The 19,961-nt window shown below is 65.2% G+C and carries 16 protein-coding genes; 10 read left to right on the forward strand and 6 right to left on the reverse strand.

The annotated features are described in order from the left end of the window. Positions 1-114 precede the first annotated feature (114 nt). Positions 115-510 carry a helix-turn-helix transcriptional regulator gene (locus tag AAG821_RS19285; RefSeq protein ID WP_341912140.1) on the reverse strand — a complete coding sequence of 132 codons (396 nt, stop codon included), beginning with the start codon at positions 508-510 and terminating at the stop codon, positions 115-117. 492 nt (positions 511-1,002) lie between these two features. On the opposite strand from AAG821_RS19285, the gene AAG821_RS19290 reads away from it, so the two are divergent. From AAG821_RS19290 to AAG821_RS19305, 4 genes are read left to right on the forward strand one after another with little or no spacing between them, the layout of a single operon-like run. Beyond that, positions 1,003-1,839, forward strand: coding sequence for an outer membrane protein assembly factor BamD (locus AAG821_RS19290; protein ID WP_341912142.1), 837 nt, complete (start codon positions 1,003-1,005; stop codon positions 1,837-1,839). A 19-nt stretch (positions 1,840-1,858) separates the two neighbouring features. Further along, positions 1,859-3,544: a DNA repair protein RecN gene (recN, locus tag AAG821_RS19295; protein ID WP_341912144.1), complete on the forward strand. Its 1,686-nt coding sequence runs from the start codon at positions 1,859-1,861 to the stop codon at positions 3,542-3,544. 3 nt (positions 3,545-3,547) lie between these two features. Next, entirely contained in the window at positions 3,548-5,653 is a 2,106-nt protein-coding gene (gene ligA, locus AAG821_RS19300) for an NAD-dependent DNA ligase LigA (RefSeq protein WP_341912147.1), read from the forward strand. Positions 5,654-5,657: 4 nt separating this feature from the next. After that, positions 5,658-6,347: a 3'-5' exonuclease gene (locus tag AAG821_RS19305; protein ID WP_341912148.1), complete on the forward strand. Its 690-nt coding sequence runs from the start codon at positions 5,658-5,660 to the stop codon at positions 6,345-6,347. Between the two features lie 3 nt (positions 6,348-6,350). On the opposite strand, the gene AAG821_RS19310 is transcribed toward AAG821_RS19305, so the two are convergent. Together AAG821_RS19310 and AAG821_RS19315 are read right to left on the reverse strand one after the other, a co-directional pair. After that, the gene (locus tag AAG821_RS19310; protein ID WP_341912151.1) at positions 6,351-7,049 is read right to left on the reverse strand and encodes a ribonuclease activity regulator RraA; all 699 of its coding nucleotides are present in this window, start codon (positions 7,047-7,049) and stop codon (positions 6,351-6,353) included. Positions 7,050-7,085: 36 nt separating this feature from the next. Then, complete coding sequence (locus AAG821_RS19315) at positions 7,086-9,077, reverse strand: aminopeptidase P family protein (RefSeq protein WP_341912154.1); 1,992 nt, start codon at positions 9,075-9,077, stop codon at positions 7,086-7,088. A 206-nt stretch (positions 9,078-9,283) separates the two neighbouring features. Between AAG821_RS19315 and AAG821_RS19320 the strand changes: the two genes are divergently transcribed. Both AAG821_RS19320 and AAG821_RS19325 read left to right on the forward strand, forming a co-directional pair. Next, a complete protein-coding gene (locus tag AAG821_RS19320; RefSeq protein WP_341912155.1) occupies positions 9,284-9,646 on the forward strand; it encodes a DUF1127 domain-containing protein in 363 nt (120 codons plus the stop codon). Positions 9,647-10,075: 429 nt separating this feature from the next. Then, positions 10,076-10,576, forward strand: a complete 501-nt coding sequence (locus AAG821_RS19325; RefSeq protein ID WP_341912157.1) for a DUF1127 domain-containing protein — start codon at positions 10,076-10,078, stop codon at positions 10,574-10,576. A gap of 20 nt (positions 10,577-10,596) precedes the next feature. Here AAG821_RS19325 and AAG821_RS19330 read toward each other — a convergent pair whose 3' ends face one another. Next, positions 10,597-11,508, reverse strand: a complete 912-nt coding sequence (locus tag AAG821_RS19330) for a 50S ribosomal protein L11 methyltransferase (RefSeq protein ID WP_341912159.1) — start codon at positions 11,506-11,508, stop codon at positions 10,597-10,599. Next, positions 11,508-13,844, reverse strand: coding sequence for a UvrD-helicase domain-containing protein (locus AAG821_RS19335; protein WP_341912161.1), 2,337 nt, complete (start codon positions 13,842-13,844; stop codon positions 11,508-11,510). Before AAG821_RS19335 ends, AAG821_RS19330 begins: the two co-directional genes overlap by 1 nt. A 156-nt stretch (positions 13,845-14,000) precedes the next feature. Between AAG821_RS19335 and AAG821_RS19340 the strand changes: the two genes are divergently transcribed. From AAG821_RS19340 to AAG821_RS19355, 4 genes are all read left to right on the forward strand, one after another. Beyond that, positions 14,001-15,410 (forward strand): FAD-linked oxidase C-terminal domain-containing protein, encoded by a 1,410-nt coding sequence (locus AAG821_RS19340; RefSeq protein WP_341912164.1) that lies wholly within the window; start codon positions 14,001-14,003, stop codon positions 15,408-15,410. Between the two features lie 18 nt (positions 15,411-15,428). Next, complete coding sequence (locus AAG821_RS19345) at positions 15,429-16,157, forward strand: hypothetical protein (RefSeq protein WP_341912166.1); 729 nt, start codon at positions 15,429-15,431, stop codon at positions 16,155-16,157. A 153-nt stretch (positions 16,158-16,310) separates the two neighbouring features. Next, positions 16,311-17,699, forward strand: a complete 1,389-nt coding sequence (locus tag AAG821_RS19350) for a 3-deoxy-7-phosphoheptulonate synthase class II (RefSeq protein WP_341912167.1) — start codon at positions 16,311-16,313, stop codon at positions 17,697-17,699. Continuing rightward, on the forward strand, positions 17,683-18,858 hold the full coding sequence (locus tag AAG821_RS19355) for a nicotinate phosphoribosyltransferase (RefSeq protein WP_341895003.1): 1,176 nt from the start codon (positions 17,683-17,685) through the stop codon (positions 18,856-18,858). Before AAG821_RS19350 ends, AAG821_RS19355 begins: the two co-directional genes overlap by 17 nt. On the opposite strand, the gene AAG821_RS19360 is transcribed toward AAG821_RS19355, so the two are convergent. Further along, positions 18,855-19,928, reverse strand: coding sequence for a nitronate monooxygenase (locus AAG821_RS19360; protein WP_341912169.1), 1,074 nt, complete (start codon positions 19,926-19,928; stop codon positions 18,855-18,857). The genes AAG821_RS19355 and AAG821_RS19360 overlap by 4 nt on opposite strands. Positions 19,929-19,961: the final 33 nt, after the last annotated feature.

Genomic DNA, 19,961 nt, shown 5'->3' on the forward strand with positions numbered 1-19,961 from the left:
GGGGTTTTTCTTTGGCTATTCCTCACAACGGGTGTGCGATCACAAAAAAAGCCCCGCATAAGCGGGGCTTTTTGTCGCCGGAGGAGAGTCGGCGCCGAAATCTCCGGTCGCCGGTTAGTCGGCGGTGCCGAGTTCCTCGTCCTTGTAGCGGCTGGCGATGCTCTTGATCAGGCCGGCCACGGCGGAGCGGATCGTGGTGTCTTCGATGTCGCTGAAGTTGCGCACCAGTTCGATGGTCGAGCGGTTCTTGCCGCCATGCTCCATCGGCTTGCTCTCCAGACGGGCTTCCAGGCCCTCGAAGAAGTAGGCCATGTCCACCTGCAGGCGCTGGGCGATCTCGAACAGGCGACCGGCGCTGACGCGGTTGGCGCCAGTCTCGTACTTCTGCACCTGCTGGTAGGAAATCTTCAGCGAGTTGGCGAGCTCTTCCTGGGTAAGGCCGAGTTCGGTGCGGCGGGCACGGATGCGTTCACCCACATACTCGTCGACGCGTGTTGCGATTTTACCCATCGGATCACCTCTTGGCGGGGCCGGGCAGACCGGCTGAATTCCTTATAACACTCTTGTAGGACTGGCAGATTAACACTCTGTACCAAGAGTATACCTGCTTTTCGAGCGTCCCTTCTGTCCGGTGCATTCTGCCCGCAATCACCACCGCTAGCTACTCGCGGCACGGGATTGAACCCATGCGGAAACCGTACAAAACCGGGTACTGATACATGTAATAGGTGAATTCGGTCCCGGTGGAAATCGTTCAGAAGTATAGGTCGCAACCGCAGGTAAAAACCTTAATAATAATGCATACATAGCGGCTACCCTCAGACCGGGGCGTTCAAAAGACGTAGGCTTTGGGGGATAAATCGCCCGCTCGCCGTGCTCTGCAGGAGAGAATCGGCCAGCCAGAAAGATAGAGGAGACTCGCGGGCGCAGTCATTTTCGCCTCATTCTTGATTCGCCCCCCATTCTTGATTTTACCCGGTCCCCATGCGACAGAATCCCGCCATGCCTGTGCTCTTTCGTTCGGATTCGTCGCGGCTGGTTTCGACCGCGCGCCGCCTCGCTGCCATCCTGCTGCTGTCGCTGGCTGTTGTCGCCTGCGGCAAGAAGGAGGCCCCGTATGTCGAGAAGCCCGTCGAGGAGCTCTACAACAGGGCGATGGATGCAATGGCAGCCCAGGAATGGGAAGCGGCGGCCAAAGGCTTCGACGAGGTAGAGCGTCAGCATCCCTATTCGGTCTGGGCCAACAAGGCCCAGCTGATGGCGGCCTATTCCTATTATCAGAAGAACCAGTATTCCGAGGCGATCTCGGCAGCTGACCGCTTCATCCAGCTGCACCCCGGCAGCAAGGAAACGCCCTACGCCTATTATCTCACTGCCGTCTGCTACTACGAGCAGATCACCGATGTGGGCCGCGACCAGAAGATCACCCAGCAGGCGCTCAGCGCGCTGGAAGAAGTGGTGCGCCGCTATCCCAGCAGTGAGTATGCGCGTGATGCGCGCCTAAAGATCGACCTGACGCGCGACCATCTGGCCGGCAAGGAAATGACCATCGGTCGCTACTATCTGCGCAACAATCAGCAGATCGCCGCGATCAACCGTTTCAAGGCGGTGATCGAGAAATTCCAGACCACCACCCATGTGCCCGAGGCGCTGCACCGCCTGGCCGAGGCCTATATGTCGCTCGGCATTGTTGAAGAGGCGCAGAATGTCGCTGCCGTGCTCGGCTACAACTATCCGGGCAGCGAATGGTATGTCGACACCTATACGCTGGTGACCGGCCAGGCAGTTCCGACGGCATCGACGTCTTCGGAAAAGAAGCCCTGGTGGAATATCTTCTAGCCCGGCACGCAGCCCATTCATGCTGACCAGTCTGGGCGTCCGCGACATTGTCCTGATCGAAAAGCTCGACCTTGCCTGTGGCGCCGGTCTGGGTGTGTTGACCGGCGAGACCGGTGCCGGCAAATCCATCCTGCTCGATGCGCTGGGCCTGGCGCTCGGCCGCCGCGCCGATGCCGGCCTGGTGCGTAACGGCGCCGCCCAGGGCGTGGTCACCGCCGCTTTCGACCTGCCGGCCAAACACCCAGCCCATGCCATGCTGGCCGAGCAGGGGCTGGAAAGCGGCGACGAACTGGTGCTGCGCCGCGTGCTGGGCCAGGACGGCAAAAGCCGCGCCTTCGTCAACGACCAGGCGGTCAGCGTCGCCTTGCTGCGCAAGCTGGGCGATACACTGGTCGAGATTCATGGCCAGAATGACGAGCAGGGGCTTACGGATGCCACGATCCATCGGGCATTGCTGGATGACTATGCCGGTCTGGAGAAAGACGTCGCCGGGCTGCGCGATGCCTATCAGGCCATGCGGGATGCCGAAGCGGCGCTGACGACGGCGCGGCAGAGCGCCGAACAGGCCCGCCGCGAAGAGGATTTCCTGCGCCATGTCGTGGCCGAGCTGGAAGGCCTGAAGCCACAGCCGGGCGAGGAACAGGAACTGGCCGCGCAGCGCAGCCTGCTGCAGGCCGGGGAGAAGCTCGCCACGGCGATGCAGGAAGCGCAAGGCGCGCTGGAGCAGGGTGGCGGCGTCGACGCGCGTCTGCGCGCCTGCCTGCGGGCGCTGGAGCGCGTTGCCGAGAAAGCCGCCGGCAAGCTGGATGCGGTGATCGCCCAGGCCGATGCGGTGCTGGTGCAGGCCGGCGAGCTGGCCTCGGCGCTGGAGCAGACCGCGCGCGAGCTGGATCTCGATCCGCAGAAACTGGAAAAAGCCGAAGAGCGCCTGTTCGCCCTGCGCGCAGCCGCCCGCAAGCATAACGTGACGGTCGATGCGCTGCCGGCCCTGACCGAGCAGTATGCCGAACGCCTCAGCCTGATCGACAACTCGGCGGCAGCCCTGGGCAAGCTGGAAAAGGCCGCCACCGCTGCCAGGGCCGCCTATCAGGCCAAAGCTGAGGCGATCTCGGCGACGCGCCGCAAGGCGGCGACCAAGCTCGACAAGGCTGTGGCCGCCGAACTGGCGCCGCTGAAACTGGGGGCGGCGAAATTCTCCACATCCGTCGAGGCGCTGGCCCCGGAACACTGGACGGCGGAAGGCGCCGATCGCGTGCAGTTTCTTGCCTCCACCAACCCGGGCACCGCGCCGGGCTCGCTGGCCAAGATTGCGTCGGGCGGTGAACTCAGCCGCTTCATGCTGGCGCTGCGTGTCGTGCTGGCCGGTCGCGGCGCGGCCGGCACGCTGATCTTCGATGAGGTGGATCGCGGTGTCGGTGGCGCCACCGCTGCCGCTGTGGGTCAGCGGCTTGCGCGACTGGCGGAGCAGGTGCAGGTGCTGGTGGTGACCCATTCGCCGCAGGTGGCCGCCAGGGGCGGCCAGCATTGGCGCATCGCCAAACGCGAATCCGGCCCGGCCAAGAACCGCACCACGCTCACCGAAGTGGCGCCGCTGGCCAGTGCCGGCGACCGCCGCGAGGAAATCGCCCGCATGCTGGCCGGTGCCACCATCACCGATGCGGCACGCGCCGCGGCCGACAGCCTGCTGGCCGGCCAGGACGCCTGAGCCATGAGCCGTCAGCGTGGGAAACCGGTGGGGGAGCTGAGTCCCCGGCAGGCAAAGCTGGAGCATGCCCGGCTGGAAGAAGAAATCGCCGCCCATGACCAGCGCTATCACCAGCAGGATGCCCCCAGCATTTCGGATGCCGACTACGACGCGCTGAAGAAACGTCTGCTGGACCTGGAAGAGACATTCCCCGATCTCAAAACCCTGACCGGCATTTCCAGCCGCGTTGGGGCGGCGCCGGCGGCGGGTTTTGCCAAGGTACGGCATGCCAAGCCGATGCTGTCGCTCGACAATGCCTTCGCGGATGAGGACGTGGCCGATTTCCTGGGCCGCATCCGCCGCTTTCTCAATCTGAAAGAGGCCGACGACCTTACCCTGATCGCCGAGCCGAAGATCGACGGCCTGTCGGCCTCCTTGCGCTATGAGCATGGCGAATTGGTGCGCGCCGCCACCCGTGGCGATGGCCAGGAAGGCGAGGACGTCACCGCCAATATCCGTACCCTGCAGCATGACGTGCCGCACAAGCTGCATGGCAAGGGCTGGCCGGAGGTGCTGGAGGTGCGCGGTGAGGTTTACATGACCCGCGCTGACTTCCTCAAACTGAACGAAGCGCAGGAAACGGCCGGGCAGAAGATTTTCGCCAATCCGCGCAATGCCGCCGCCGGCAGCCTGCGCCAGCTCGATCCGAAGATCACGGCGAAACGCCCGCTACGCTTTTTCGGTTATTACTGGGGCGAAGTCTCGGCACCGCTCGGCCGCAGCATGCAGGAGTCGCGCAAGCGGCTGGCCGACTGGGGCTTCACGCTCAACACGCCGGTCAGGGTCTGCCACAGTCTGGACGACCTGCTCGCCTATTACCGCGAGATCGGGACGCAACGCGCCACCCTGCCATTCGATATCGACGGCGTGGTCTACAAGGTCGACCGGCTCGACTGGCAGGAGCGACTTGGTTTCATCAGCCGCAGTCCGCGCTGGGCCACGGCGCATAAATTCCCCGCCGAGCAGGCACAGACCATTCTGGAAGATATCGATATCCAGGTCGGCCGCACCGGCACGCTGACGCCGGTGGCGAAACTCAAACCTGTCAATGTCGGTGGCGTTCTCGTCTCCAATGCCACGCTGCATAACGAGGACGAGATCAAGCGCAAGGATGTGCGTGTCGGCGATACCGTGATCATCCAGCGCGCCGGCGATGTGATCCCGCAGGTCGTCAGCGTCGTGCTGGAAAAACGCCTGAAGGGCGCGGAAGAGTTTGCCTTCCCCACCAAATGCCCGGTCTGCGGCCAGCCGGCCGAGCGCGAGGTGGATGCGGCGGGCGAGGCCGATGTACGGCGGCGCTGCACCGGTGGCGTCAGCTGCCCGGCGCAGGCGATGGAGGGCTTGCGCCATTTCGTCTCGCGCAATGCCTTCGACATCGAGGGTATCGGCGAAAAGCAGATCGCCGCCTTCTATGAGTGGGGCTGGATCAGGGAACCGGCCGATATCTTCCGGCTGCCGCAGAAACATGCGGCCGAGCTGCGCAGGAAGGAAGGCTACGGCGACACCTCGGTGGACAATCTGGTGCGTGCCATCGAGCAGCGCCGCACCATCGGTTTCGATCGCTTCCTGTTTGCGCTCGGCATCCGCCATGTCGGACAGGAACGCGCCCGCCTGGTGGCGATGCATTACGAAACGCCGGAACGCTGGCTCGAAGCGATGGATGCCGCTGCTGAGCGCCATGGCGAGGCCTGGGGTGATCTCAACAGCATCGACCGCATGGGCGATGTGGTGGCTGATGCCATCGTCGCCTTTGCCACGCGCAAGCAAAGCCGGGCGGTAATCGACCATCTGCTGAAGCAACTCACCGCAGTGGTGCCGCCGGAAAAGCCGGCGCAGGATTCCGCCGTGGCCGGCAAGACCGTGGTGTTCACAGGTTCCTTGGAGAAATTCACCCGCGACGAGGCGAAGGCACGGGCACTCAGTCTGGGTGCGAAAGTCGCCGGCTCGGTGTCGAAGAAGACCGATTATCTGGTGGCCGGTCCCGGCGCCGGCAGCAAGCTGGCCGAGGCGCAGAAGCACGGCGTGCCGGTGCTGAGCGAAGACGACTGGCTCGCCCTGATCGGCGGCTGACGCCATGCATGACCAGATCCAGCTGCCATCGCTTGCCGACACCGCCGGCGCGACGGCGATTGCGCTGGATTTCGAGACCGCCAGCCCTTCGCGCGGGAGCATCTGCTCCATCGGCCTGGCCTGGATCAGGGATGGGCAGGTCAGCCATGTGGCGCATCGCCTGGTGCGTCCGCATGACATGCAGTTCGCACCAAGCTACATCGCCATCCACGGCATCTATCCGTATCATGTCGAGCATGAGCCGGAATTCCCCGCCATCTGGGATGAGCTGCTGCCACATCTGGAGGCGACGCCGCTGCTGCTGGCGCATAACGCGCCCTTCGATATCGGCGTGCTGCGCGAGGCCCTGAGCCATTACGGCCAGCCCTGGCCGAGCCTGCAGTATCTCTGCACGGTGAAAATTGCCCGCGCCGCCTGGCCGCAGCTGGAAAACCATAAACTCAATACCGTGGCGGCCCATATCGGCTTCGCGCTGCGTCATCACGCAGCCGACAGCGACGCGGCGGCCTGCGCCAGCATCGCCATCCGTGCGACAGCAGAGTCCGATGCGCCCAGCATGACCGATGCCCTGCCGCGCTGGAGCATCCGGCCCGGCCGGCTGGAGCCGGGCTATCACGAATCCTGCTCGACGCTGTCGGATCGGGCCAGCCAGCGCAGCCGTGCAAGGCTGCCGCGCTGGCTGCGGCAGATTTAAAGGTTACTTCTTCTTCTCGGCCTCGTAGCGCGCCTTGGTCTCGGCATTGGGCGGATAGAGGCCGGGCAGCGGCGTGCCCTTGTCGACTTCGCCCATGATCCAGGTTTCCAGCCGCTCCTGCTCCACCGCTTCCGCGGTCACTTCGGTCACCATTGCCTGCGGGATCAGCACGGCGCCATCGGCATCCAGCACGATCACATCGCCGGGATAGACCGCCACGCCGCCGCAGCCGATCGGCTCCTGCCAGTTCACGAAGGTGAGGCCGGCCACAGATGGCGGCGCAGCCACGCCATCGCACCACACCGGCAGGCCGGTGCCGATCACGCCGGCGGCATCGCGCACCACGCCATCGGTGACCAGGGCGGCGACGCCGCGCTTCTGCATGCGCGCACAGAGGATGTCGCCGAAGATGCCGGCATCCGTAATGCCCATGGCATCGACCACGGCGATGCAGCCTGCCGGCATGTCCTCGATCGCGCCACGGGTCGAGCGCGGCGAGGCCCAGCTGGCCGGGGTGGCGAGGTCTTCTCGCGCCGGCACAAAGCGCAGCGTGAAGGCTTCACCAACAATGCGCTTGTCCTGCGGCGTCAGCGGCTTTGCACCGCGCAGCCAGACATTGCGCAGGCCTTTTTTCAGCAGAACCGTGGTCAGCGTGGCGGTGGTCACCAGTTCCAGCGCCGCCTTGATGCGTGCGTCGAGCATTCGTTTCTCTCCCGTTACAATGATGTGGTTTTGTCGTCACGCACCGAGCGGTGCGGTCGCCTGCTTCATCCAGGCACGGGTGGCATCATCCACCAGCTCGGCGATCTCCTGCCAGACCAGCGCGTGATAGGCATCGACCCAGGCGACCTCGGCTGCCGTCAGCAGCGTCAGGTCGATCAGGCGGCGGTCAAAGGGTGCGCGGGTGATGGTCTCGAAGCCGAGCCAGCGTTTGCCGCTCTCGGCCTTCTCGGTTTCGACGCGCACGGCCACCAGATTCTCGATGCGGATGCCATAGCCGCCGGTTTTGTAATAGCCCGGCTCGTTGGAAATGATCATGCCGGGTTTCAGCGGCACGGCGCTGCCCAGCTTGGCGATGCGCTGCGGCCCTTCATGCACCGACAGATAGGCGCCGACGCCATGGCCGGTGCCGTGGTCGTAATCCAGCCCGATCTCCCACAGCGGCTTGCGCGCCAGGGCATCGAGCTGCTGGCCCGAGGTGCCCTCGGGGAATTTCGCCGTCGCCAGCGCAATATGGCCCTTCAGCACGCGGGTGAAGCGGTCGCGCATTTCCGCACTTGGTTCGCCGATGGCGATGGTGCGGGTGATATCGGTGGTGCCGTCGGGGTATTGCCCGCCGGAATCGACCAGATAGAGATTGCCCGGCTCCAGCATCCGGTTGGTTTCGGCGGTGACGCGGTAATGCACGATGGCGCCGTTGGGGCCGGCGCCGGAAATCGTGGTGAAGGACAGGTCGCGCAGCTCGTTGGAGAGGCGCCGGAAACTTTGCAGCTTCTCGGCCGCCGCCATTTCGTCGATGCCGCCCTGGGCCGCATGGGCATCCAGCCAGGCGAGGAACTTGCTGACGGCGGCGCCATCGCGGCGATGGGCGGCACGGGTGCCATCCAGCTCGGCCGCGGTCTTGCAGGCTTTCGGCAGCAGGCAGGGATCTTCGGCGCGCACCAGCGTGGCGCCGGCTTTCTCCAGCTGCTGCAGCACATAAATCGCCGCAGTCGCCGGATCGACCTGCACCGTCTTGCGCGCTTCGCCCAGCGCGGTGAGCGCGGCCGGGAAGGCATCGGCCTCATGCAGCCGCACGTCGCCCAGATGTTTGCGCAGGGCGGCATCGAGCTTGCGCCCGTCGATATAGAGATCGACCGCACCATCCTTGTGCAGGATCGCCATCGACAGCGGCAGCGGGGTATGCGGCACATCGCTGCCGCGGATGTTGAGCAGCCAGGCAATCGATTCCGGCAGGGTGAGCGCCACCGCATCGGCGCCATTGGCTTGCACCACAGCGGCAATCGCGCTGCGCTTGTCGGCGGCCGTGCGGCCGGCCAGGGCCAGGTCCTGCACCCGCACCGGGCCCAGCGGCGGCGGCGGCTGGTCGGTCCACACGGCATCCAGCGGATTGCTGTCCACCGCCACCAGCTCGGCGCCGGCAGCCGTACAGGCATCCTGCATCCGCTTCACGGTGGCTTCGGTATGCAGCCAGGGATCGTAGGCGAAGCGGTCGCCGTGTTTCAGGTTGGCCTTGAGCCAGTCGGTCGGTGGGTTGTCGGTGCTGTGCAGCCGCTCGAACAGCGCGCCATCCACCTGATGCGCCAGCTGCAGGGTGTAGCGCCCATCGCTCCACACGGCGGCCTTGTCGGCCAGCACCACGGCCGATCCGGCCGAGCCGGTGAAGCCGGTCAGCCAGCTCAGGCGCTGGGCGCGCAGCGGCATGTATTCGCTCTGGTATTCATCGGTCAGCGGCAGGAACAGGCCGCTCAGCTTGCGCGCGGCCAGTTCGGCGCGCAGCGCGGCCACGCGGCCAGGCACCGCGGCGCGATCTTCAATGGCGGCGGCGTATCGCGCGGCCAGTTCGGCCACCAGGGCTTCGGCCTTGGCGCGATCAAGCGGCAGGTCGGCAGGCAGCAGGGCCAGGCCGGGGAATCCGCCAAAGACCCTGGGGGCGGCGGCAATGCCGCGCAGCCAGGCGGCGGCGGAGTCGGGGAGGCCGGAAAGCGGGGGCGGCTGGTGCAGTGTCATCTGTCTTCTGGGCCTAACCTGTTGCCGAGTCTTCAGAATTATGGGGCCACGCCAGGGCGTCGTCCAGACCGAGCTATGCACTTTCTGCATTACTGTGTGTGCAAACAACTCATAGCTAAGTCATTGATTTTTAATAGGTGCAGTGCAATATTCTCGCCGTGGCCGCGATGCAGAGGATGCCCGGACCACAGAAAAGGAAGACTATCATGAATACCCTGCGCAACCAGACCGCTTTCGCTTTCCCGGCCAACCTGGCGCCCCTGACGCCGGCTGAAGTTGAGGCCTATGCGCGTCGTATCCGCGCTGAAGCCATCGCCAACCTGGTGTTCAACGCCTGGACCGCCCTGAAGTCGGCCGCCACCCGCGCCAAGGCCTATCTGGCCCAGCAGCGCGCCCTGGCCGAGCTGAACGGTCTCGATGACGCCATGCTGCGCGACATCGGCCTCAACCGCTCGCAGATCCCGGCGGCTGTTGCCGGCCTGATCGCCCGCCCGGCTGTCACCGCCGTCAACGAGAATGCCGTCACCGCCCCGGTGACCCGCCTGGTGCCGCGCGACGTCGCGGCCTAAGGCCCAAACAGGCCCCTTCGGTGCCGGGGGCACGTACCGCCCCCAAATGTCTCCTCCCCCCGGACGGAGGCGGATGCCCCGGCAGATCGAGCGAGTAAAGGCGTGGCTCATCCCCTATGAGCCGCGCCTTTTTCGTATCTGCGCCGCTATTCGTTTCACGCATGGCTGGTTTTACGCCACGGCAAAGCTTGCCTCCAACCGCGCACGAGTCGCATCTAAACCCTTGATTAATCAGTAAGCGGAAAAATTATGCAGTTGGTCATTTTTTCTACATAATTGAATTTGTTCAAAAATTTAACAATTTTGCACTTGCAAAGTAAAATGGTGCGTCGCAATATCTACGACAGCGGTGCTGACGTATTTCATAATCCTACGCATCACCGCTGAGGAACACCCGGGGCGGCTTATCCCAACGTAAAGGAGATAGCCATGCAAACCCCGCGCGCTACGACCAAGACCCCGACGACCCTCGCCAGCCTGCCCTACCTCTATCTCGGCCTCACGGATTACGTGGCGCTGGAGCGTGAAGCCCGGCGCGCCCGCGCCCGCGCCATCGCCCAGCTGCTGGTCCGCGGCTGGAATGCCGTGTTCGGCACCCGGCCGGTGTCCAAGCCCCATATCGACTTCACCCGCGACGACCTGATCGCGCTGGGTGTGCGCAAGCAGGACCTGCGGGTCGCGCTGCTCGGCCAGACGGTCGGCAACCTGATCGGCGCCACCCTGCAGCATATCGTCTACCTGTGGCACAAGGCTGCCGCGGAAGCCGAACTGCGTGGCCTCGATGATCGTACCCTGCATGACATGGGTCTGAGCCGCTCGGATATTCCGGCCGCTGTCGCTGGCGAAATCTATCGCCCGGGCCAGCCGTCGAATGACGAGGGCGAAGCCAAGGTCCAGGTGCTGAAGGTCAAGGAAGTCGTCGCCGCCTAAGCGACGCAGCGGCGCGCCGGTCAGGCGCGCTGCTTGAACACTAACGTGTGCCAGCCTTCGCGCGGAATGCGCCGCGCAAGGCTGAGCCCCCCTGTGTGCATATTGGCGGCGCGATATCGCGCCACGATCAGGTGGTCCTCTTTGGCCAGCAGGCCCGAGAGCACCAGATGTCCGCCTGCGGCCACCAGGCGGCTTAAGCCTGTCGCCATGCGGCAGAGCGGCTCGGCCAGGATATTGGCCACCACCAGATCATAGGGCCCGGCCTGTCGCAGGCGCGGATCATCGGGCCGGCTCGCGGTCAGTGCGCCGATTCGGCTGCCCAGACCATTCAGCCGCACATTGTTGCGCGTCACCGCCACGGCGACCGGGTCGATATCGGCGGCCAGCACATGACGTGCGCCGGCTTTGGCCGCGGCCATCGCCAGCACGCCCGAGCCGGTGCCCATATCCAGCATGCGCCGCGGCTGTGCCACGCGGCACAGATCGTCGATTGCCTGCAGGCAGCCATAGGTGGAGGGCGCCCGGCCGGTGCCAAAGGCCAGTCCGGCATCCAGCCGGATGCCCAGCGCGCCCGGCGGCACCTGGCCGGCATCATGGGCGCCATACAGGAAAAAGCGGCCGGCCATGATCGGCGCGTTCAGGGTGTTGGTATGGCGCACCCAGTCCTGCGCCGGCAGATGCGCGAAGCGGATCACGGCGGGGATATCCAGCCCGGCAGCCACCGCTTTCAGCCGTTTGCGCCAGTCCTTCTCATCCGGCGGCGCATCGAACAGCACCTGCACGCGCCAGTCCGGGCTCATCGCCACACTGGGGCGGATCACTTCATAGGACGAGACGGCAATACCGGCCTCGCCGAGCATCTCTTCTGCGGCGGGAACCAGATCGACCGGGACATCGAGTTCGACCGACCAGAATTCAGGCGACAGCGGCATCAGGCTTTCTCGACGAAGGAGGCGATGACACGCTTTTCGCCGGCTTTCTCGAAACCGATGGTCAGCTTGTTGCCCTCGATGCCACGGATCTTGCCGTAGCCGAATTTCAGGTGAAAGACGCGGTCGCCAAGCTTGAAGGCGAGGTCGTCGGGGCTGCGCTGCACCACATCGTCATCGCTGATGCGGCGCGCGCGGCCTTCGATGGCGCCGGCCTTCTGCTTTGGCGAGAAATCCCAGCTGGTGCCCTGATAGCCGCCGGCCCGTGGCGATGATGACGCAGATTCACTGAAACCGCCGCCGATATAGCCCAGGCCCTGGCTGCCGCGATACAGGCCGGTCTGGGCCCGGTGATCGACATGCTCGCTGGGCAGTTCGTCGAGAAAGCGCGAGGGGATCGCCGAAGTCCACTGGTTGTAGATGCGGCGATTGGCGGCAAAGGTGATCTGCGCGCGCTTGCGGGCGCGGGTGAGGCCGACATAGGCCAGCCGGCGTTCTTCCTCCAGCCCGGCTGTGCCGTTGCTTTCCAGCGAACGGCGGCTGGGGAACAGTTCCTCTTCCCAGCCGGGCAGGAAGACGTAATCGAATTCCAGGCCCTTGGCGCCGTGCAGGGTCATCAGGCTGACCATCTCGGCGTCTTCGCTGTTCTCGGTGTCCATCACCAGCGCCACGTGGTCGAGGAAGCCGGCGAAATTCTCGAATTCGGTGAGCGCGCTGATCAGCTCTTTCAGGTTCTCCAGCCGGCCCGGTGCCTCGGGCGACTTGTCCTCCTGCCACATCTGGATATAGCCGGATTCCTCCAGCAGGATCTGCGCCACCTCGGTATGCGGCAGCTCGGTGGCCTGCTGGCGCCAGCGGTCGAAATCGGCCATCAGCTTCTTCAGCGTGTTGCGCTGCTTGGGCTTGATCTCGTCGGTCTGCAGCAGGTCATGCAATGTCGCGGTCAGGGATTTCTGCGCCGCGCGCGCCAGCTTGTGCAGCATCTGCAGGGTGCTGTCGCCCAGGCCGCGCTTCGGTGTGTTGACGATGCGCTCGAATGCCAGGTCGTCATCGGGCTGCATCAGCACGCGGAAATAGGCGATGGCATCACGGATCTCGCGGCGTTCGTAAAACCGCAGCCCGCCGACCACGCGGTATTTCACGCCGATGGTGAGGAAGCGTTCCTCGAAGGCTCGGGTCTGGTGACCGGCGCGCACCAGGATGGCCATCTGGTTCAGCGACACTTTTTCGCGCTCGAGATTCTCGATCTCGTCACCGACCAGGCGGGCTTCCTCATCGCCGTCCCACACGCCCTGCACGATGACTTTCTCGCCCTCGTTCAGGTCGGTCCACAGCGTCTTGCCCAGCCGGCTTTCATTATGCGCGATCAGGCCCGATGCGGCGCCCAGGATATGCGGCGTCGAGCGGTAGTTGCGTTCCAGCCGCACGATCCGCGCGCCGGGGAAATCCTGCTCGAAGCGCAGGATGTTGCCCACCTCGGCGCCGCGCCAGCCATAGATCGACTGATCGTCATCGCCCACGCAGCAGATGTTCCTGTGCTTCTGCGCCAGCAGCCGCAGCCACAGATACTGCGCCACGTTGGTGTCCTGGTATTCGTCCACCAGGATGTAGCGGAACTGGTGCTGGTATTTCTGCAGGATATCGGCGTGTTCGCGGAACAGCGTCAGGTTATGCAGCAGCAGGTCGCCGAAGTCGCAGGCATTGAGCTGCAGCAGGCGTTCGCAATACAGGCGATACAGATGCGGGCCCTTGCCCTCGGCGAAACCGGCATCGCTATCCGGCGTCTTGCCCGGCGCCAGGCCGCGATCCTTCCAGCGGTCGAACTGCGATTTCAGCAGGCGCGGCGGCAGCTGCTTCTCGTCCAGGCCCTCGGCCTCGATGATCTGCTTCATCAGCCGCATCTGGTCGTCGTCGTCCAGAATGGTGAAGTTGGGCTTCAGGCCCACCAGTTCGGCATGGCGGCGCAGGATGCGGTTGCAGATGCCGTGGAAGGTGCCCAGCCACAGGCCCTCGACTGCATTGCCGACCAGCCGTTCGACGCGCTCGCGCATTTCGCGCGCGGCCTTGTTGGTGAAGGTGACGGCGAGGATCTGGCTCGGCCAGGCCAGCCGCCGATACAGGATATGCGCCAGCCGCGAGACCAGCACGCGGGTCTTGCCCGTGCCGGCGCCGGCCAGCACCAGGAGCGGGCCTTCCAGGTGGTTCACCGCCTCGCCCTGGGCCTCGTTCAGCCGGGTCAGCCAGTCGGGCGGCGGCAGCGCTGCGGCGGCCACCGGATCGTTCGGCGCGGGCTGGTTTTCCGGCTCGAATCCGGACAGGTCGAAGGGGTCGGCAGACATGGGGCCTACATAGCGCAAGCGGACCCGACTAGCCACCCTGCCACCGGGATCCGACTGGGCAGCGCAGCATGAAAACCGGCAGCTTTGGCGGTTCCGCCTGCATTGCTACCGCAGCGACAAAGCGTTACCTCTATGGGTAATCCGAGGAGAAACGCCATGGCCCCCGTTGCCGCCGCCCAGCCCCGTCTGACCCCCGCCGCCACCCAGGCGGCGCTGGATGCCCTCAAGCAGTTGCTGGGCGACCGCTTCAGTGCCGCCCAGGCGGTGCGCGACCAGCATGGCCGCGACGAATCCTGGGCTTTGCCGCTGCCGCCCGATGCGGTGGTGTTCCCGCACAGCACCGAAGAGGTGGTCGAGATCGTCAAGATCTGCGCCGCCCACGGCCTGCCGATCATTCCCTATGGCGCCGGCACCTCGCTGGAAGGCCATGTCACCGCCGTGCAGGGCGGTGTCAGCATCGACCTGATGCAGATGAACCGCATCCTGCAGGTGAATGCCGAGGATCTCGATGTCGTGGTGCAGCCCGGCGTGCGCCGCAAGCAGCTGAACGAATACCTGCGCGATACCGGGCTCTTCTTCCCGATCGACCCGGGCGCCGATGCCTCGATCGGCGGCATGGTCTCCACCCGCGCCAGCGGCACCAATGCGGTGCGCTACGGCACCATGCGCGAAAACGTGCTGGCGCTCACCGTGGTCACCGCCGATGGCCGCGTGATCCGCACCTCCAAGCGCGCCAAGAAATCGGCCGCCGGCTACGATCTCACCCGGCTTTACGTGGGCTCCGAAGGCACGCTCGGCATCATCACCGAAATCACCGTGAAGCTGTATGGCATCCCGGAAGCCATGGCGGCGGCCACCTGTTCCTTCGCCACGCTGGAAGGCGCGGTCAATTCGGTGATCCAGACCATCCAGGCCGGCATTCCCGTCGCCCGCATCGAACTGCTGGACGACGTGCAGGCCGATGCCATCAACAAGTATTCCAAGCTCAATCTGCCGGTGCAGAACATGCTGATGCTGGAATTCCATGGGTCCGAGGCCGGCGTCGCCGAGCAGGCCGAGATGGTGCAGGCCATCGCCAGCGAGCATGGCGGCGAGGGCTTCCAGTGGGCGACCAAGGCGGAAGACCGCGCCAAGATGTGGGAAGCGCGCCACGCTGCGGCCTACGCCTGCAAGGCCTTGCGCAAGGGCTGCGAGATCATGGCCACCGATGTCTGCGTGCCGATCTCGCGCCTCACCGAATGCATCCTGGAAACCAAGGACGATGTGGTGAAGACCGGCCTGACCGCGCCGCTGGTCGGCCATGTCGGCGACGGCAACTTCCATCTCTCGGTGGTGATCGACCGCAGCAACCCGCAGGAAGTCGAAACCGTGGAGGCCTTCAGCGAACGCCTGGTGCACCGGGCGCTCCGCATGGAAGGCACCTGCACCGGCGAACATGGCATCGGACGGGGCAAGATGAAGTATCTGACCGCCGAGCATGGCGAGGCGGTGGCGGTGATGCGCGCCATCAAGAAGGCGCTCGACCCCGACAACCTGATGAATCCGGGCAAGATCTTCAGCATCTGATCCTGCGCTGCCATTGCGATGGCGATCAACGAGGTTCAGCTCCAGCTGGTGATGGCGACGCTCCGGCGCGCCCGCAAGACGGCGGGTGACCGCCGCCTGGGCGTGCTGGTGTTTGGCTATCCCGATCTGCTGGTCGACCGGCCGGTGCTGGAGCATCTGGTCGGCGCCGATCTGCTGCGCGACCTGCCCGAGCGCGCCGATGCCGAAGCGGTGCGCGAGTGGCACAAGCTGCGGCCCGGCGTGCCGGTCTACGATACGCTGGCGCTGTTTGATCGCCTCGGCCTCGATGTCACGGTGGCCGATGTGGCGGCGCTGCAGGGCATCGAGCGCATTGTCGATCTCAACGAACCGCTGCCCGACGATCTGCGCCGCGGGTTCGATCTGGTGATCGATCCCGGCACCTGCGAGCATTGCTTCAATGTCGGCATGGCGTTCCGCAATGTCTGCGAGGCGGTCAGGCTCGGCGGCTACCTGCTGCATGTCGCGCCGCTCACCTTCATCAATCACGGCTTCTGGAATTTCTCGCCCACCGTCTATCCGGATTATTTCGAGGCCAATGGCTTTGCGCTGCTGCATCTGGGCGGCAGCGCGCCGGCCGCCAGCGGCCAGCAGGTGCCCTTTGCCGTCAACCCGGTGCAGCGCTTCAGCCCGCCGATGAACGGCTTCCTCTATGTCGTGGCCGAGCGCACCGGCGAGCAGGCGCCGGTCTGGCCGGTGCAGCGCAAATACCGGCATATGATCGGCTGATCGCCGCAACCCGTTGTTTTCCTTGGCCGGGCACGGGTGCCCGAGAAATCTGCCGGCCGGCGACTCGTATGTTGCTGGAAAAGCGGCCGGCCCCGACCTATTATCTCCAATTCCTGAAAACCTGTAAGTCTACAAGCAGTTAGGACGAAGACGATGAGTGCGCGCAAATGGTCGCCCGATAGCTGGCGCAGCAAGCCGATCAAGCAGGTGCCGGAGTATCCGGATGCTGCTGCCCTGGCTGCTGCCGAGGAGAAGCTTTCGAACTACCCGCCGCTGGTGTTTGCCGGCGAAGCCCGCAATCTGACCGCCGCGCTCGCCAAGGTGGCCGAGGGCCGCGCCTTCCTGCTGCAGGGCGGCGACTGCGCCGAGAGCTTTGCCGAATTCAGTGCCAACAATATCCGCGACACCTTCCGCGTGCTGCTGCAGATGGCCGTCGTGCTCACCTTCGGCGCCGCCCTGCCGGTGGTGAAGGTCGGCCGCCTGGCCGGCCAGTTCGCCAAGCCGCGTTCGTCCGATATCGAGAAGCGCGGCGATGTCGAGCTGCCGAGCTATCGCGGCGATATCATCAACGGCATGGAGTTCGACTCTGCCAATCGCGTGCCGGACCCGATGCGCCAGGTGCAGGCCTACAGCCAGGCGGCGGCGACGCTGAACCTGCTGCGCGCCTTTGCCTCGGGCGGTTATGCCGACCTGCATCGCGTGCACGGCTGGAATCTCGGCTTCGTCGCCAAGAGCCCGGAAGCCGAGCGCTGGCAGGATGTGGCGGCGCGCATCACCGAAACGCTGGAGTTCATGGAAGCCTGCGGCATCACGCCGGAGCGCACGCCGGAAATGCGCACGGTCGATTTCTATACCAGCCATGAGGCTTTGCTGCTCGGCTACGAACAGGCGATGACCCGCGTGGATTCCACTTCGGGCGAGTGGGTCGATACCTCGGCGCATATGCTGTGGATCGGCGACCGTACCCGCCAGCTGGATGGCGCCCATGTCGAATTCCTGCGTGGCGTGCTGAATCCCATCGGCCTGAAATGCGGCCCGACCTCTGATCCGGACGAGCTGATCAAGCTGATCGACACCCTTAATCCGCAGAACAAGCCCGGCCGTCTCACCCTCATCGCCCGCATGGGCCATGACAAGGTGCAGAAGCATCTGCCGGCGCTGGTGCGTAAAGTCGCGCAGGAAGGCCGCAGCGTCGTGTGGTCCTGCGATCCGATGCACGGCAACACGCTCACCTCGACGTCAGGGTACAAGACCCGGCCGTTCGACCGCATCCTCTCGGAAGTGCGCCAGTTCTTCGAGGTGCATCTGGCCGAGGGGACTCACGCTGGTGGCATCCATCTCGAACTCACCGGCCAGGACGTCACCGAATGCATGGGCGGCGCCCAGGCGATTGGCGACGACGACCTGTCCAGCCGCTACCACACCCATTGCGATCCGCGGCTGAACGCCTCGCAGGCGCTGGAACTGTCGTTCCTGATCGCCGAGATGCTCAAGCTCGAACGCATGAACCGCGGTGCGCAGCGTCATGCCGCTCAAGCCTGACGGCAAGCCGTCCGTCACGCCGCTCGTGCCGCCGGTCCAGGCGGCCGAGCTGGAGCGGCAGATCGCCGACCACACCGACACCTATTTCAAGAAGACCAAGGAAATCGTCCAGCGCATGGGCGACAAGCAGGTCACCTATGCGGTGTTCATGCGCCGCCCGGTGATCTTCTGCCCGCGTCTGATGGTGGAATGGCTGGAGAAGGTCGGCGCCGCGCGCGGCGCCAAGTTCGGCATCGAGCTGCTGCATGAGGAAGGCACCTGGGTCGGTGCCGGCGAACCTTTGCTGTATATCAGCGGCTCGATGGCGCAGGTTGTCGATCTGGAAACCATCTACCTGCAGAAGCTGGGCGCGGCCTGCGTCGCCGCCTACAACGCCTATTCGATGTGCTGCGATCTTCCCAATGTGCGCTTCCTCGCCATGGATGCGCGCCACTGCGCTGGCGCCGAGATGGCCGAGATGATGGCCTATGCGGCTTCCGTCGGCGGCAAGGCGGCGCGGCGCGATGTGGGTGCCGCCGGCTTCATCGGCAATGCTACCGACGCCACCGCGCATTACTTCGGTAACGAAAAGGGCTTCGGCACCATGCCGCATGCCCTGATTGGCTATGCCGGCTCGACGCTGCGCGCCGCCGAACTCTATGCCGAGACTTTCCCGGGCGAGCAGATGACCGTGCTGGTCGATTACTACGGCCAGGAAGTCACCGATGCGCTGGCGGTGTGCAACCGCTTCCCCGATGCCGCCAATGAAGGGCGTCTTGCGGTTCGCCTGGATACGCATGGCGGCCGCTATATCGAGGGCCTCGATCCGCAGGCGTCTTACGCCGTGCTGGAGCGCCATGTGCCCAACGCGATCCGCCAGTATCGCACCGAGCATGAGCTGCGCTGGCTGGTCGGCACCGGCGTTTCCGGTGCCGCGATCTATCACATGCGCTCGACGCTCGATCGCGCCGGCTTTTTCAACGTGAAGATCGTCGCCTCATCGGGATTCAATGCGGCCAAGTGCAAGGTGATGGCCAGCGTCTCGGCGCCGATCGACATCGTCGGCACCGGCTCGTATCTGCCCGACAGCTGGACGGAAACCTATGCCACCGCCGATATCGTCGCCTATGACGGCGTGCCGAGCGTGAAGGTCGGCCGCGAGTTCCTGCTGCGCCGCTAGCGCGCCAGTTTCGCCAGTGCTTCCGCCGCCAGCTTGCGGGTCAGTTCGCCGGCCGGCAGTTCGACCGCCAGCCGCGCCGCCTGTCCCGACCACTGATTGCTGAAATCACCATTGCCGGTCGGCTCCAGTTTGCTGCGGATCGGCACCAGCGCGCTGCCGGCGGTGGGGAAGGCCGGCGCTTCGGGCGACAGCGGCCCCTGTTCGCGCATCAGCCGGTTCATGATGCCGCGTGCCGGCCTGCCGGTGAACAGGTTGGTCAGTGCGGTGGCATCGCTGGGCGCGCTCTTCAGCGCGGCGCGATGATAGGGGGCAATGGTGGCTTCCGGGCTCAGCAGATAGGCGGTGCCGATCTGCACGGCCGCCGCGCCCAGCGCCAGCGCGGCGACGATGCCGCGCGCATCGCTGATGCCGCCAGCGGCGATCACCGGCAGCTTCACGGCATCCACCACCTGCGGCAGCAGCGCGAACAGCCCGATCTGCTGTGCCATGTCGGGCGAGAGGAAGTTGCCGCGATGGCCACCGGCCTCCAGCCCCTGGGCGATGATGGCGTCGCAGCCCTGCTGTTCCAGCCAGACGGCTTCCTCGACCGTGGTGGCCGACGCGATCACCTTGGCGCCGGTCGCCTTCACGCGATCCAGCAGGGCCTGCGCCGGCAGGCCGAAATGGAAGCTCACCACGGCGGGTTTGTAGTCTTCGATCAGCCGGCAGAAGGCCTCGTCGAACGGCGCCCGCCCGGTCGCCGGCAGCGGGGCTTCGGCATCCAGGCCAAACTCGCGGTAATAGGGTGCCAGCCGGCGGCGCCAGTTTTGCAGCCGCACCGGATCATCGGCCGGCGGCTGATGGCAGAAGAAATTCACATTCAGCGGTTTGCCGGTGGCCTGGCGGATGATGTCGAGTGCGGTGCGGGCCTGCTCATGGCTCAGCATGGCGCAGGGCATCCCGCCCAGGCCGCCAGCCTCGCACACCGCAATTGCCATCTGCGGCGTGGTCGCGCCGGCCATCGGCGCCTGCAGGATCGGCAGGTCGATGCCGAACAGATCGAGGATGCGGCGGTCGGGCCAGCTGGTCATGGTTCCCTCCCACGGGGCTTGTTTTGCCCCATC

It is taken from the genome of Ferrovibrio terrae, assembly GCF_943372915.1.
Lineage (GTDB): Bacteria > Pseudomonadota > Alphaproteobacteria > Ferrovibrionales > Ferrovibrionaceae > Ferrovibrio > Ferrovibrio terrae_A.